Genomic DNA, 13,386 nt, shown 5'->3' with positions numbered 1-13,386 from the left:
GGTCCCTCAAGGAGGCCTTCACGGACCGACCTCGGCGGCGCGGCGGGCTCGGCGGCGCGGTAGCAAAGGTCCCTTGCTACCGCTCAGCGGCTCAGCAGGCCCTTCGCGATGTGCGTCACCTGGATCTCGTTGCTGCCCGCGTAGATCATCAGCGACTTCGCGTCCCGCGCCAGCTGCTCCACCCGGTACTCGGCCATGTACCCGTTGCCACCGAACAGCTGCACGGCCTCCATAGCGACTTCGGTGGCCGCCTCGGACGAGTACAGCTTCATCGCCGAAGCCTCGGCCAGGGTCGGCATCTTGCCCGCGCGCAGGGTCTCGATCAGCTGGAACACCATGTTCCGCACGTTGATCCGCGCGACCTCCATCTTCGCCAGCTTGAGCTGGATCAGCTGGAATCGCCCGATCTCCTGTCCCCACAGCTTCCGGTTCTTCGCGTAGTCCACGCAGAGCCGGTGACATTCGTTGATGATCCCGAGCGCCAGCGCCGCGACGCCGACCCGCTCGACCGCGAACCCGGACTTGACCTCGGCCTTGCTGTCGCCGTCACGGCCGGTCTCGGATTCGCCGAGCAGCCTGTCCCGGCCGAGCCGGACGTCGCTGAAGAACAGCTCCCCGGTCGGCGACGACATCATGCCCATCTTCTTGAACGGCTTGCCCTGAGTGAGCCCGGGCATGCCCTTGTCCAGCACGAACGTCAGCACCTTGCGATCACGCTTGTCCACGCCGTCGCCCTCGTCGAGCTTCGCGTAGACGACGATCGTGTCGGCGTACGGGCCGTTGGTGATGAACGTCTTCTGTCCATTGAGGACGTACTCGTCGCCGTCGCGCCGCACCGACGTCTTCATGCCGCCGAAAGCGTCCGAGCCGGAGTCGGGTTCGGTGATCGCCCAAGCGCCGACCTTCTCGAACGTCGCCAGTTCGGGCAGCCAGCGTTCCTTCTGTGCAAGCGTGCCCTTGGTCAGGATCGTCTGCGCGGTGAGCCCGATGCTCACGCCGAGCGAGGCGACGATGCCGAGGCTGACGCCGGCCAGCTCGCTCACCGCGATCAGCGCCATCGCCTCCTGCCCGCCGAACGCCAGGCCACCGCCACCACCACCGGAGCCCCGTTCCTTCGACAGGAGCTTCGTCACCGATTCGCGCGCGAGCGCGTCGATGCCGAAGGACGCGAACATCTTCCGGATGAGGTCGTACGGCGGCAATGTCCCGCTTTCGAGCGCGTCGACCTGCGGCCGGATCTCCTTGTCGACGAACTCGCGGATCGCGTCCCGGATCAGCAGTTCGGTCTCGGACCACTCGATCACGGCAGCCTGGCCGCGATGTCGTCGATCGCCCAGGCGCCGTCGGTCTCGATCACCTTGACGTCGTGCCAGCCCGCGAGTTCGGAGATCGCCCCGCCCTGCACCGCGAAGACCTTGCCGGTGATCGGGCACTTCTCGGTCGCGAGGTAGGCCACCAACGGCGAGATGTTGGCCGGGGAGAACGCGTCGAACTCGCCTTCCTCGACCTCTTGGGCGAAGATCGCGCCCATGCCGGGCGTCGCCAGCGTGAGCCGGGTGCGCGCGATCGGCGCGATCGCGTTGACCCGGACGCCGTAGCGTTCCAGTTCTTCGGCGGCGACCAGGGTCAGCGCGGCGATCCCCGCTTTCGCCGCGCCGTAGTTGGCCTGCCCGGCGTTCGGCAGCGTGACGCCGGACGCCGACGCGGTGTTGATCACCGAACCCGCGACCTGTTCACCGGCCTTGCTCGCCGTCTTCCAGTACGCGGCCGCGTGCCGCAACACCGCGGCGTGTCCCTTGAGATGCACCGCGATCACGGAATCCCATTGGGACTCCTCCAATCCGGCGAGGAACGCGTCGCGCAGGATGCCCGCGTTGTTCACGACGACGTCGAGCCTGCCGAATTCGTCCACCGCCTGCGCGACCAGTTCGGCGGCACCCGCCCAGTCGGCGACGTCGGCCGTGTTCGCCACGGCCTTCCCGCCCGCCGCGCGGATCTCGTCGGCGACCTCCTGTGCCGGGCCCACGTCGCTGCCGCTGCCGTCGTTCGCGCCGCCGAGGTCGTTGACCACGACGCTCGCACCTTCCCGCGCGAACAGCAGCGCGTGCTCGCGGCCGATCCCGCGTCCGGCGCCGGTGATGACCGCGACGCGCCCGTCGAGTGCTCCCATGGCTTCTGCTCCTACTCCGCGAATTCCGCGAGACCGTCTTTGATCACGACCGTCTCGCCGACGGTGGTTTCGAACGCGTAGCTCCCGGCGCCCGCACTCCAGATGTGCGTCGTCAGGTCCTGTCCGGGCAGGACCGGTTTGGCGAACCGGACGGCGAACCGCTTCAGTCTGTCCACATCGGACCCGGCGACCTCGGTCAGCAGCGCCCACGACGTGAACGCCATCGTGCACAGACCGTGCGCGATGATGCCCGGCAGGCCCGAATCCTTCGCGACCTCTTCGTCGAGGTGGATCGGCATCGGGTCGCCCGCGGCGGGCGCGTAGCGATACGTCTGGTCGTCGTCGACGTGCTGGCTGACCTTCGCCACCGGCGCCCGCGATCGCAGCGTGTCGTCGAACTTGTGCTCCGGCCCCAGCTCGCCGCGCGTCTCGCCGGTGTCGAACCCGCGCACGAACAACGTCACGTACTGCTCGTTGACCAGGTCACCGTCCTCGGTCCGGCATTCGAGGTGGATGGTGCCGCGTGTGCCGTTCGACAGGCCTTCGTAGCCGGTCATCCGCGCCCGCGACACGAGCTTGTCGCCGGGCCGGATCGGCCGGTGGAACCGGAATTCCTGCTCGCCGTGGACGATCCGGCCGAACAGCCCGACCGGCACGACCTCGAGCGCGGGTTCCATCAGCGACTCGAACACCGGCACGATCGCGAACACCGGACTCGCGACGTCCCCGGCGAGATGAGCCGGGATCGGGTCGTTGGTGGCCTTCGCGTACTGGATCAGCCGCTCGCGGGTCACCTCGAACCGGGACTCCTCGGTCCACTTGTCGAGGCCGCCGGGATCGAACCGCTCTTCGGTCATGCGACCAGCGCCTTGAAGTTCTCCAGCGACGCGTCGAGGTTCTTCTTGCCGTCCTTCTCGACGGCCTTGCCGAGCGCGCCGATGATCATCTGGCCGGCGAACTCCGCGTTGATGCTGGCGAGCGACCCGTCCCCGGAAGCCTCCACGGCGAGCTCGAACTTGACCTTCACCCCGGCCATCCCGGTCCCGGAGATGACCAGCCGCGACGGCGCTTCGAACTCGTCGACGGTCCAGGTGATCGTATTCGGCATCCCGAGCATCGTGACGACCTCGGAAGCCTGCGCCCCCTTGGCGAATTCGGCCGGGACGTCGCCCTTCCACTTGGTGTGGATGGTCAGCCATTTCTCGAAGTTGTTGGGGTTGGAGAACTCCGCCCAGACCTTCTCGGGCGCGGCGGGGAGTTCGACGGAGGCACTGATCTGGCCCATGGGTGGTTCCTTTCGGTGAGAGATCAGCGCTCGGCGCGCTGGTAGGCGGTGACGACGGCGGCGCCACCGAGTCCGATGTTGTGCTGCAGCGCGGCTTCGACGCCGTCGACCTGGCGTTTGTCCGCGGTGCCGCGCAGCTGCCAGGTCAGTTCGGCACACTGCGCGAGGCCGGTGGCGCCGAGCGGATGTCCCTTGGAGATCAGCCCCCCGGACGGGTTGACGACCCATTTGCCGCCGTAGGTGGTGTCACCGGAGTCGACGAGCTTTCCCGCTTCACCCTCGGCGCAGAGTCCGAGGGCTTCGTAGAGCAGGAGTTCGTTGGCGGAGAAGCAATCGTGCAGCTCGATGACCTGGAAGTCCTGCGGCCCGAGCCCGGCCTGGTCGTAGACCTGGCGGGCGGCCTGGACGTTCATGTCGTAGCCGATGATGTTCTTCGCGGTCCCGTCGAAGGTGCTCGCGAAGTCCGTGGTCATCGCCTGCCCGACGATCTCCACCGCCTGGTCCGCCAGCCCGTGCGAGTCCACGAAGGACTCGCTGACCAGGATCGCCGCGCCCGAACCGTCCGAGGTCGGCGAGCACTGGAGCTTCGTCAGCGGGTCGTAGATCATCCGTGAGTCCAGGATGTCCTGCAGGGAATAGCTCTCCTGGAACTGCGCGTACGGGTTGTTCACCGAATGCCGGTGGTTCTTTTCGCCGATCTTGGCGAAATGCTCGGCGGTGGTGCCGTAGGCCTTCATATGCTCGCGGCCCGCCGCGCCGAACATCCACGGCGCCGGCGGGAACAGCACTTCGGAGATCTCGGCGAGCGCCTGGATATGCCTGCCCATCGGCTGCTCGCGGTCGTCGTAGGTCGAGCCGAGCGAACCCGGCTGCATCTTCTCGAAGCCGAGCGCGAGCACGCAGTCCGCGCGGCCGCCCCGGATCGCTTCCGCGGCCAGGTACAACGCGGTCGACCCGGTCGAGCAGTTGTTGTTGACGTTGACCACCGGGATGCCGGTCATGCCCAGTTCGTAGACCGCGCGCTGCCCCGAGGTCGACTCGCCGTAGACGTAGCCGACGTAGGCCTGCCGCACCTCGTCGAAGGAGATCCCGGCGTCTTCGAGCGCCTTGGTCCCGGACTCCTTGGCCATCTGGGGGTAGTCCCAGTCCTCACGGCGTCCGGGCTTCTCGAACTTCGTCATGCCCACGCCGACGACGTACACCTTGTTCGCCACCGCGACGCTCCTTGTCGTTGCCGGGTGCTGTTGAGACTGAAGATACAGACAGGATTGTATTTATCAACCCCTTACATACAGGTCTGCACGGATGTTATTCGCGGCACAAGTAGGTGTCGGGTGACGCAGACAGCGCGCCCTCACCCCCGTTAAACAGGGCGAACACGACTCACAGGGGGTTTCGATGAAACGCATGAGCATGGTCCTGGCGGCCACGGACGGCGCCGGTGGCTACGCGGGACAGTACGACGGGAGGCTGATCACCTGGACGGGCGGGACTTTCCAGGACCACGGCGTCCCGGCGGGCTACACCGCGGTCGAAGCGGTGGACGAAAACGCGCCGGGGTCGGTTCTCGGCAACGCCAGTGCCTACCCGAACGGCCACGCCTTCGTCTTCGAGAACGGCGGCTTCCAGTTCCTGGGGAAGGTTCCGGGCTACTACAACACCAAGGGTCTCGGCATGAACAACCGCGGCGACGTCGTCGGCACGGTGTTCAACGACATCCGCCACGGCTCCACCGCCGCTTTCTGGCCGTCCGGCGACCGCACGCATCCGGTGCTGCTGGACGTCCCGCCGTTGCTCACCCCGGTCGACATCGACCACGACGGCACCATCCTGCTGAACGAACAGTTCGGCGGCACCTGGCTCTGGAAGGACGGCGTGCTGCGGCAGCTCGTCCTTCCCGAAGGTCTCCGCGAATCCCGGGGTATCGCGATCCGGGACGGGAAGGTGCTGGCCTCGACTCAGCTGGGCGACCGGCTCTGGACGTCGTCCGACACCTCGGAAGAGGTACCGGGGACCATGCAGACGACGGCCCTCGACGGATCCGGTCTGGTCACGGGCTGGATCTCGCCGAGGATCGCCGCGGTGTGGTCGCCGGGTGGCTCGATCACGACACTGCCCGCCCCCACCGAGGCCTACGGGATCGTCGTCGGTGACAACGGCGAGATCGCGGGCGCGCTGCAGGGCAACTCCGGCGACACGCCCGTGGTGTGGCGCCGTGGCTAAAGTCGAGGCATGGATCTCGAGGAGCTTCGGCAACGGTTCTCCCTGCTGACCACCGCGCATCTGACCGATGGCTGCGTCCGCGCCGGCGTCCCGGTCCGGTGCGCGCCGGCCGGCACGCACGCGGTCGTGCCCGGCAGCCGCGTCGCCGGGCGGGTCTCCCCCGCCCGGCACGTCGGCAGCGTCGACGTCTTCCTGGAGGCGTACGAAACCGCGAATCCCGGTGACGTCCTCGTCGTCGACAACGGCGGCAGGCTCGACGAAAGCTGCGTCGGGGACCTCGCGGTCCTCGAAGCGGAGGCGGCCGGGCTGAGCGGTGTCGTCATCTGGGGACTGCACCGCGACACCGCCGACATCAAGAAGATCGGGCTACCGGTGTTCAGCCTCGGCTCGATCCCGACCGGCCCGCTCTCGGTCGCCGCCCGCCCGGACGGCGCGCTGGAATCGGCCGTCGTCGGGGATTGGACGGTGACCCGGGCGGACGTCGTGTTCGGCGACGAGGACGGGGTCCTGTTCGTCGCGGCCGATCGCGCCGACGAGGTCCTGGACCGTGCCGAGGCCATCCGCGACACCGAACGGCTTCAGGCGGACCGGATCCGCTCCGGAGAGTCCCTTCGCGAACAGGTGCGCTTCGCCGACTTCCTCGCCGAGCGCGCGAAGACACCTTCGCTCACCTTCCGCGAGCACCTGCGTGCGGTCGGCGGCGCCATCGAGGAGTAGCAAGGGACCTTTGCTCTCCTCGATACCTCTGACCTGCAAAAAGAGAGCAAGGGACCTTTGCTCTCCCGAAACGGCCTGACCAGGGGAAATGCCCGCGTTCATGAAGGAATTGGGACGCTCGACGTCCCAATTCCTTCATGAACAAGCCCTGCGACAGGTCAGGCGCGCGTACACGCTGCGAAAGCCACTCCTCACTACGCCGTCTTCGCGCCGCCCAGCCACAGCAGGCCGTCGATGACGAAGCGGTTCTGCACCTCACTGGCGAAGGTCGACGAAAGCGGCTGGTTCGTCTCGTAGTTCATCTTGTTGTGGCCGAAGTTGGCGTAGAGCATCTTGTACTTGGCGTTGGTCCAGAGGATCGGGTAGTACCCGCTGTACCAGGACTGATTCGGATCGGTCCCCAGCGGGAAGCTCACCGGGTCCACCGACGCGAGGATCCGGATGTCCGGGTTCTTCCGCAGGTCGCTGTTCCACGCGTACCACTCGCTCACCGACGAGGTGAAAGTCGCGGGCAGCCGCGTGGTCGAGGGATGCGGCCGGTTCTCCACCTTCAGCGTCGCGGTCGTCGGCCCCCACGTGTTGGACTTGAACGCGCCCGTGCCGAGGAACTTGTTGTGGTACCAGTCCCAGCTCGACGGGTTGGTGGTGAACGCCGCGACGTGGAAGCCGAGGAACGCGCCACCCGCCCGCATGTAGCGTTCGAAGCCCGAGCGCTGCGCCGACGTCTGCGGCAGGTCGTCCAGGAACAGCACGACCTGGTACTGCGACGGCTGCAGCGTGTTCAGCTGATTCCAGTTGTTGGTCGCGGTGTAGCTGAAGTTGTTCTGCGAAGCGGTTTTCGGGAACCACTGGTTGGCTTCCTTGACGAAGCTGACGTGAGCCGCGTCGTAGGTGCCGTTGTAGAAGGCCAGCACCTTGAACGCGGGCGCCGCCTGTGCCGGCACCGGCGCCAACGCCAGCGCGAGACACGAAACGAACAGCAGAGCGAGCCGGACCGCGAATTTCTTCATCTTGCTCACCACCCATGCCGATAGCGGAGGCCGAACCCGAACGGGAACAGCCCGGACTTCCCATCGCCGACGTTGATCGGCTGCTGGTCAGCACTGCGCATCCAGGTCACCGGCAACTTGCCGGTGGGGTTGTAATCACCGAAGAGGACGTCGGCGACACCCTGGCCTTCCGAACCCGGCAGCCACGACGCGATCAGCCCGTCCCATTCGGGCAACTGCCGGGCGATGTCCAGCGGCCGCCCCGAAACGAGGACCACCACGGTCGGCACGCCGCTGTCCCGTAGCCGCTTCAGTGTCGCCAGGTCCTCGGCGTCGAGACCCATTCCCTCCGGCTTGTCACCGCGGCCTTCGGCGTACGGCGTCTCGCCGACCACCGCGACCGCGACGTCGTAGGACTTGTCGATGCCGTTCGCGTCCTTCTCGAAAGTGACCGTCGACGACGGCTTCGCGGAATGCCGGATCCCTTGCAGGATGGTCGTCCCCTCGGTGACCGGTCCGCTCCTGCCCTGCCAGCCGACGGTCCAGCCGCCGCTCTGGTTGCCGATGTCGTCGGCGCTCTTGCCCGCGACGAAGATCCGGTTGCGCGACTTGTCCAGCGGCAGCACCTTGTTCTCGTTCTTCAGCAGTACCTGCGACTCGCGGACGGCCCGCCGCGCGAGGGCACGGTGCTCGTCGCTGCCGATGGTCTTGAGGAACCGGCGGTCGGTCAGCGGTTTCTCGAACAGGCCCAGTTCGAACTTCTTCGTGAGGATGCGCCGGTTCGCGTCGTCGATCCGTGCCTGCGCGACCCGGCCGGCGAGGACTTCGGCCTTCAGCGTGTCCATGAACTTCTGGTACTCGAAGGGCACCATGACCATGTCGATGCCGGCGTTGATCGACGCGGTGACCTCGGCCGGGGTGAAGCCCGGCTGCCGGTCGATCTGGTCGATGCCGTTGTAATCCGAAATGACGATGCCGTCGAATTCGAGTTCGCCTTTGAGGACGTCGTTGATCAGGTAGGAACCGGCGTGCATCTTGAGCCCGTTCCAGCTGCTGTAGGAGATCATCACCGAACCGACGTCGCGCCGGACGGCCTCGCGGAACGGCGGCAGATGCACCGCGCGCAGTTCGGCTTCGCTGATGTCGGTCTCGCCTTGGTCGTCGCCGCCGGTGGTACCGCCGTCGCCGATGTAGTGCTTCGCCGTCGCGAGCACCGAACCCGGCGAGGACAGCGAACGGCCCTGCATACCGTCGATGGCCGTCGTCATCGCCGAGGCGATTTCCGGTACCTCGCCGAAGGATTCGTACGTGCGGCCCCACCGGTCGTTGCGCGCGACGCACAGGCACGGCGCGAAGTTCCAGTCGATCCCGGTGCCCGAGACCTCTTCGGCGGTCGCGCGGCCGATCTTCTCGACCAGCGCGGGATCGCGCGTCGCCCCGAGGCCGATGTTGTGCGGGAAGACCGTGGCGCCGTAGAGCCCGTTGTGGCCGTGGACGGCGTCGACGCCGTAGATCAGCGGGATGCCGAGGCGCGTGGCGAGTGCTTCGGACTGGAAGTTGTCGTACATGTCGGCCCAGGTGACCGCGTTGTTCGGCGTCGGCTGCGAACTTCCGCCGGAGAGCAGGGAACCGAGCATCCCTTTCGTGACGTCGCCGGGCGCCTTGATCCCGAGCCGTTCGGCCTGCGTCATCTGGCCGATCTTCTCGTCGAGGGTCATCCGCGACAGCAGGTCGGCCACCCGGACCTTGACCGGCCGCCACGCGTCCCGGTAAGCGGGGCCGTTTCCGGCCAGTGCCGGGGTATGCGCCCCCAGTACCAAGGCTGCGGTCAAAATCCCCAGGGTGAATCTCCGCATCCGGGTCCTCCTCGACACCAGGCGTAAGTTCAAGACTTGAATTAATGCATAGAGAAGCTCCCATGGTCTAGACCTGCGAAAAAGACGGTTCCCGGTGACCGACACCGCCCCGAATCGATAACCTGGGGATTATGGAACTGCGGGATATCGAGATCTTCCTGGCGCTGGCCGAAGAACTGCACTTCGGCCGCACCGCGGAACGGCTGCACGTCTCGCAGGCACGCGTGAGCCAGACGATCAAACAGGTGGAACGCCGGATCGGCGCGCCGCTTTTCGCCCGCACCAGCAGGCGGGTCCAGCTGACGCCGATCGGCAGACGGCTGCGGGACGACCTCGGTCCCGCCTACCGGGCCCTGCACGAAGGCATCGAACGCGCGGTCGCGGCCGGACGCGGCATCGGCGGCGTGCTGCGGGTGGGCTTCGAAGCGCCCGGCGTCGCAGACCTGACCGAAGATCTGCTCGACCGTTTCCGGCAGCGCTATCCGGATACCGAGCTACTCATCCGCGAGGCCGATTTCGCCGATCCTTTCGCGATGCTGCGATCGGGTGAGATCGATTTGCTCGTGACCCTGCTTCCCGCTGACGAAGCCGACCTCACCACCGGACCGCCCGTGTACTCCGAACCGATGGTTCTCGCGGTGTCGTCGAAACATCCCTTCGCACGAAGGAAGTCCGTGACCTTGGACGACCTCGCACGCGACACCGTCCTCCGCGCGGCACATCCGCCGGAGCCGTACTGGGTCGAAGAACCACACCACTGGCTGACGCCGGCCGGGCATCCCGTGACGCGAGGCAAGCCGTTAGCGACCTTCCAGGAACTCCTCGCCGCGATCGCCACCGGCGGCGGCATCTGCCCGCTCGCCGCGCACGCCCAGAAGTACTTCAGCCACCCCCGGATCCGCTTCGTGCCCTTCGCGGGCTCACCGGACGTCGAATGGGGCCTCGTCTGGCCACGCTCCGCCGAGACCGCCCGCGTACAGGCCTTCGCGCACGTCGCCTCCTCCGCGCGCCCCTGACCCCACACGCAATTAGTCCTCTGAATGCGGTCCTTGCACACGCAATTACCGCATTCAGAGGACTAAACGCGTGAGGTCTTAGCCGACGGCCTTCTGGACCCAGCCTTCTTCGAGCTTGACGACCTGGCCGTTCGCGGTGACGGTCGGCGTGCCGAAGCCCGGTCCGTTGCCGAAGTCCTGCTGCAGTGCCGGATCCGTGGAGATCTTCTTGTACGCGTCCTGGATCTGCTGCTCGTACGCGCCGCCGTTGATCGCCATCGCGAAGGCCGGGTCGGTGATGCCGACGTCCTGGCCGAGCTTGATCAGCTGCCCCTTGTCGAAGCCGCGCGCGCCTTCCTGCGGCTGGTCCTTGAACAGCGCGTCGTGGAAGGCGAGGAACTTGCCGGCGTCGGCCGCGGCGAGCGAGGCGTTGGCCGAATCCAGCGAATAGCCGGGCGGGTCCGAGCGCTGGTTCAGCATCGGCAGCATGTGATAACGGACCTGCAAGGTCCCGTTGTTCACCTGCTCCTGGATGTCGGCCTTGAACGACTCCTCGAACTGCTTGCAGACCGGGCAGAGGAAGTCGGCGTAGATGTCGATGGTCTTCTTCGCCTCGGGCTTGCCGACGGTCACGGCGGCCCCGTCGCGCTTCTCGACCACGCCGGGGGCCGAGGTGCCGGTCTGTGCCTGGATCACCTTGCCCTCGGTGCTGTCCTTGCTGGACGTCGTCCAGATCACGCCACCGATCACCAGCACGGCGAGCACGGCCACCGCGACCGAGATCGCGATCACCTTCTTCTTGTCACCGCCCGCGGTGCCTCTGGCCTGCGCCACCGAACGCGACGCCGTCTGCTGCTGCTTGCGTTTCCGAGCGTTGCGCTCAGCTCCACCCACGATTATTCGTTCCCTTCAGCGATACCCACATAGTCGTCGTCGGCGGGGACGCGAGAGTTCCCGAGCCAGCCGTCCACGGACAGCCGGGTCCGCGGCCGCACGATCAGCCAGGCACCCAGCAGCGCGAAGCCGAGGTCCCTGGCGATCTCCTGCGGATACTGCGTCTGATCCGCGGCGATCTGACCGCCACCACCGAAGCAGCCGCAGTCGATGCTCAGCCCGCGCGCCCACGATTGGGCGATCGCGGCGATGAGCACCGCGAGCAGCAGCACCGACAGCACCGACGCCCAGCGGGTCACGAACCCGGCGAGCAGGAGCAGGCCGAGCGCCAGTTCGACGAGCGGCATCCCGATCGCGACCGGGCGGGTGAGCCCGTCCGGCAGGACGTCGAATGCCTGCACCGCGATATAGGTCTGCCCCGGATCGCTGATCTTCAGCGCTCCGGAAATCAACCAGACGGCGGCCAGTCCGAGCCGGGCGAGTGTGCCCACGGCGTCGAGCAAGACTTGGGGCGGTCTACGCACGGGCCTAGGCTAGCCGTCAACCCTGAGAACAACGTGAGGCGGCGGACGGAGGCACCCGATGCGGGGACGCGCGCTGCTCCTGGCGGGCTTGATGCTGGTCACAGCGGCGGCTTGCAGCCAGGAGGCCGTTCCGTCGGACTCCCTCGTCGCGCGGGCAGTCGGGTCGAACAAACTCACCATCGGGATCCGCTTCGACCAGCCGGGGCTCTCGCAGCGGACGGTCGACGGCCGCTACGTCGGCTTCGACGTCGATGTCGCGAAGTACGTCGCCGCCGAGCTCGGGGTGGACGCGGATCACATCACCTGGCACGACAGCAGACCGTCGGCCCGTGAGACCGACATAACATCGGGGATCACCGATCTGATCGTGGCGACCTACTCGATCACCGACAAACGCAAACAGCTGGTCGCCTTCGCCGGCCCGTACTTCGACACCGGCCAGGACCTGCTGGTCCGCCTCCGGTCGACCGACATCACCGGCCCCGAGAACCTCAACGGCCGCAAACTGTGCGCCGTGGGCGGCACCACCTCGGCCGAACAGGTGCGCGACAAGTTCGCGCAGGCCGTCCAGCTCGTCGAATACCCGCGCTACCAGGACTGCGTCACGGCGCTGCTCGCCGGCCAGGTCGACGCGGTGACCACCGACGACGTCATCCTGGCCGGGTACGTCGCACAGAACCCGGAGCTGCTGCGCGTCGTCGGCAAGCCGTTCTCCGCCGAGAAATACGGCGTCGGCCTGCGCAAAGGCGACGGCGAGGGGCGGGCGGCGGTGGCCAGGGCGATCCAGAAGATGATCACGTCCGGGGAGTGGCTCGAATCGCTGAACCGCAACATCGGCCCGTCCGGCTACCGGATCCCGCCCCCGCCGCAGGTCACCGAGCAGTGACCCTTCCCGACCTGCCGGTTCGCGCCGTCCTGCCCGAACTCGAAGCCGCCCTGAACGCCCATGGCACGGCGGTGCTCGTCGCGCCGCCCGGGACCGGCAAGACCACGTTGGTGCCGCTCGCCCTGAACACCGGTGAAGGCCGGGTGATCGTCGCCGAACCGAGGCGGCTGGCCGCCCGGGCCGCGGCCGCGCGGATGGCGTCCTTGCTGGGCGAACGCGTCGGCGAGACGGTCGGCTATTCGGTGCGCGGCGACCGTAAGGTCTCGTCTTCGACGCGCATCGAAGTGGTCACCTCCGGGCTGCTGGTCCGGCGGGTCCAGAGCGATCCCGAACTCGCGGGGGTGTCGACGGTCCTGCTCGACGAATGCCACGAGCGGCATCTCGACGCGGATCTGCTGCTCGCGTTGCTGCTGGACGTCCGCGCCGGGCTACGCGACGATCTGCGCCTGCTCGCGACCTCCGCCACCGTGGCCTCCGGACGGCTGGCCGCCCTGCTCGGGGACGCCCCGGTGATCACCGCGCACGCCCGGACGTACCCCGTCGACGTCGTCCACTCCCCGCCCACCCGCGGCGAGCGGATCGAGGCGACCGTGGCCAGGGCGATCCACAAAGCACTGTCCGAAGGAGACGGTGATGTGCTCGCGTTCCTGCCCGGCGCGGGCGAGATCGCCCGGGTGAGCGGCCTGCTGAACGGCCTCGACGCCGACGTGCTGCCACTGCACGGGCGGCTTTCGGCGGCGAGCCAGGACGACGCGCTACGCCCTCGCGACCGGCGGCGGGTGGTGCTCTCGACATCGGTCGCCGAGTCCAGCCTGACCGTGCCGGGGGTGCGCGCGGTGGTCGACTG

At 67.5% G+C, this 13,386-nt stretch carries 14 protein-coding genes; 5 read left to right on the top strand and 9 right to left on the bottom strand.

Features of this window, described 5'->3' with window-relative positions:
* Positions 1-83: 83 nt before the first annotated feature.
* From H5J31_RS32100 to H5J31_RS32080, 5 genes are read right to left on the bottom strand one after another with little or no spacing between them, the layout of a single operon-like run.
* Positions 84-1,304: an acyl-CoA dehydrogenase family protein gene (locus H5J31_RS32100; protein ID WP_181776419.1), complete on the bottom strand. Its 1,221-nt coding sequence runs from the start codon at positions 1,302-1,304 to the stop codon at positions 84-86.
* The gene (locus H5J31_RS32095; protein ID WP_181776418.1) at positions 1,301-2,170 is read right to left on the bottom strand and encodes an SDR family oxidoreductase; all 870 of its coding nucleotides are present in this window, start codon (positions 2,168-2,170) and stop codon (positions 1,301-1,303) included. The genes H5J31_RS32100 and H5J31_RS32095 overlap by 4 nt, the downstream gene beginning before the upstream one ends.
* Before the next feature lie 11 nt (positions 2,171-2,181).
* On the bottom strand, positions 2,182-3,027 hold the full coding sequence (locus H5J31_RS32090) for a MaoC/PaaZ C-terminal domain-containing protein (protein ID WP_181776417.1): 846 nt from the start codon (positions 3,025-3,027) through the stop codon (positions 2,182-2,184).
* Positions 3,024-3,455: a type II toxin-antitoxin system Rv0910 family toxin gene (locus H5J31_RS32085; protein WP_181776416.1), complete on the bottom strand. Its 432-nt coding sequence runs from the start codon at positions 3,453-3,455 to the stop codon at positions 3,024-3,026. The genes H5J31_RS32090 and H5J31_RS32085 overlap by 4 nt, the downstream gene beginning before the upstream one ends.
* 23 nt (positions 3,456-3,478) lie before the next feature.
* Positions 3,479-4,669, bottom strand: coding sequence for a lipid-transfer protein (locus tag H5J31_RS32080; protein WP_181776415.1), 1,191 nt, complete (start codon positions 4,667-4,669; stop codon positions 3,479-3,481).
* Positions 4,670-4,862: 193 nt separating this feature from the next.
* Here H5J31_RS32080 and H5J31_RS32075 point away from each other — a divergent pair, with 193 nt between their 5' ends.
* Positions 4,863-5,678 carry a hypothetical protein gene (locus H5J31_RS32075; RefSeq protein ID WP_236005507.1) on the top strand — a complete coding sequence of 272 codons (816 nt, stop codon included), beginning with the start codon at positions 4,863-4,865 and terminating at the stop codon, positions 5,676-5,678.
* Positions 5,679-5,687: 9 nt separating this feature from the next.
* Positions 5,688-6,395: an RraA family protein gene (locus tag H5J31_RS32070; protein WP_181776414.1), complete on the top strand. Its 708-nt coding sequence runs from the start codon at positions 5,688-5,690 to the stop codon at positions 6,393-6,395.
* Between the two features lie 194 nt (positions 6,396-6,589).
* Here the strand turns inward: H5J31_RS32070 and H5J31_RS32065 are convergent, their stop codons facing one another.
* Positions 6,590-7,405, bottom strand: a complete 816-nt coding sequence (locus H5J31_RS32065; protein ID WP_181776413.1) for a ThuA domain-containing protein — start codon at positions 7,403-7,405, stop codon at positions 6,590-6,592.
* Between the two features lie 5 nt (positions 7,406-7,410).
* Positions 7,411-9,240, bottom strand: a complete 1,830-nt coding sequence (locus H5J31_RS32060; RefSeq protein WP_181776412.1) for a glycoside hydrolase family 3 protein — start codon at positions 9,238-9,240, stop codon at positions 7,411-7,413.
* Between the two features lie 131 nt (positions 9,241-9,371).
* Between H5J31_RS32060 and H5J31_RS32055 the strand changes: the two genes are divergently transcribed.
* A complete protein-coding gene (locus H5J31_RS32055; protein ID WP_181776411.1) occupies positions 9,372-10,256 on the top strand; it encodes a LysR family transcriptional regulator in 885 nt (294 codons plus the stop codon).
* A gap of 78 nt (positions 10,257-10,334) precedes the next feature.
* Here the strand turns inward: H5J31_RS32055 and H5J31_RS32050 are convergent, their stop codons facing one another.
* A complete protein-coding gene (locus tag H5J31_RS32050; protein WP_181776410.1) occupies positions 10,335-11,129 on the bottom strand; it encodes a DsbA family protein in 795 nt (264 codons plus the stop codon).
* 2 nt (positions 11,130-11,131) lie between these two features.
* Positions 11,132-11,620 (bottom strand): MauE/DoxX family redox-associated membrane protein, encoded by a 489-nt coding sequence (locus H5J31_RS32045; protein ID WP_181776431.1) that lies wholly within the window; start codon positions 11,618-11,620, stop codon positions 11,132-11,134.
* 91 nt (positions 11,621-11,711) lie between these two features.
* Here H5J31_RS32045 and H5J31_RS32040 point away from each other — a divergent pair, with 91 nt between their 5' ends.
* Complete coding sequence (locus H5J31_RS32040) at positions 11,712-12,539, top strand: glutamate ABC transporter substrate-binding protein (RefSeq protein ID WP_181776409.1); 828 nt, start codon at positions 11,712-11,714, stop codon at positions 12,537-12,539.
* Positions 12,536-13,386: DEAD/DEAH box helicase (locus H5J31_RS32035; protein ID WP_328701669.1), on the top strand; the 851-nt coding region annotated here is incomplete at its 3' end. The genes H5J31_RS32040 and H5J31_RS32035, both read left to right, overlap by 4 nt.

It is taken from the genome of Amycolatopsis pittospori (assembly GCF_013870525.1).
Classification (GTDB): Bacteria; Actinomycetota; Actinomycetes; order Mycobacteriales; family Pseudonocardiaceae; genus Amycolatopsis; species Amycolatopsis pittospori.
Note: the sequence above shows the minus strand (reverse complement) of the source record. Positions and strands in the feature narration are given on the sequence as shown.

Coding starts and splice junctions, on each gene's coding strand:
- H5J31_RS32095 (WP_181776418.1), bottom strand. CDS start 2,170: ATGGGAGCACTCGACGGGCGCGTCGCGGTCATCACCGGCGCCGGACGC.
- H5J31_RS32090 (WP_181776417.1), bottom strand. CDS start 3,027: ATGACCGAAGAGCGGTTCGATCCCGGCGGCCTCGACAAGTGGACCGAG.
- H5J31_RS32085 (WP_181776416.1), bottom strand. CDS start 3,455: ATGGGCCAGATCAGTGCCTCCGTCGAACTCCCCGCCGCGCCCGAGAAG.
- H5J31_RS32075 (WP_236005507.1), top strand. CDS start 4,863: ATGAGCATGGTCCTGGCGGCCACGGACGGCGCCGGTGGCTACGCGGGA.
- H5J31_RS32070 (WP_181776414.1), top strand. CDS start 5,688: ATGGATCTCGAGGAGCTTCGGCAACGGTTCTCCCTGCTGACCACCGCG.
- H5J31_RS32065 (WP_181776413.1), bottom strand. CDS start 7,405: ATGAAGAAATTCGCGGTCCGGCTCGCTCTGCTGTTCGTTTCGTGTCTC.
- H5J31_RS32060 (WP_181776412.1), bottom strand. CDS start 9,240: ATGCGGAGATTCACCCTGGGGATTTTGACCGCAGCCTTGGTACTGGGG.
- H5J31_RS32055 (WP_181776411.1), top strand. CDS start 9,372: ATGGAACTGCGGGATATCGAGATCTTCCTGGCGCTGGCCGAAGAACTG.
- H5J31_RS32040 (WP_181776409.1), top strand. CDS start 11,712: ATGCGGGGACGCGCGCTGCTCCTGGCGGGCTTGATGCTGGTCACAGCG.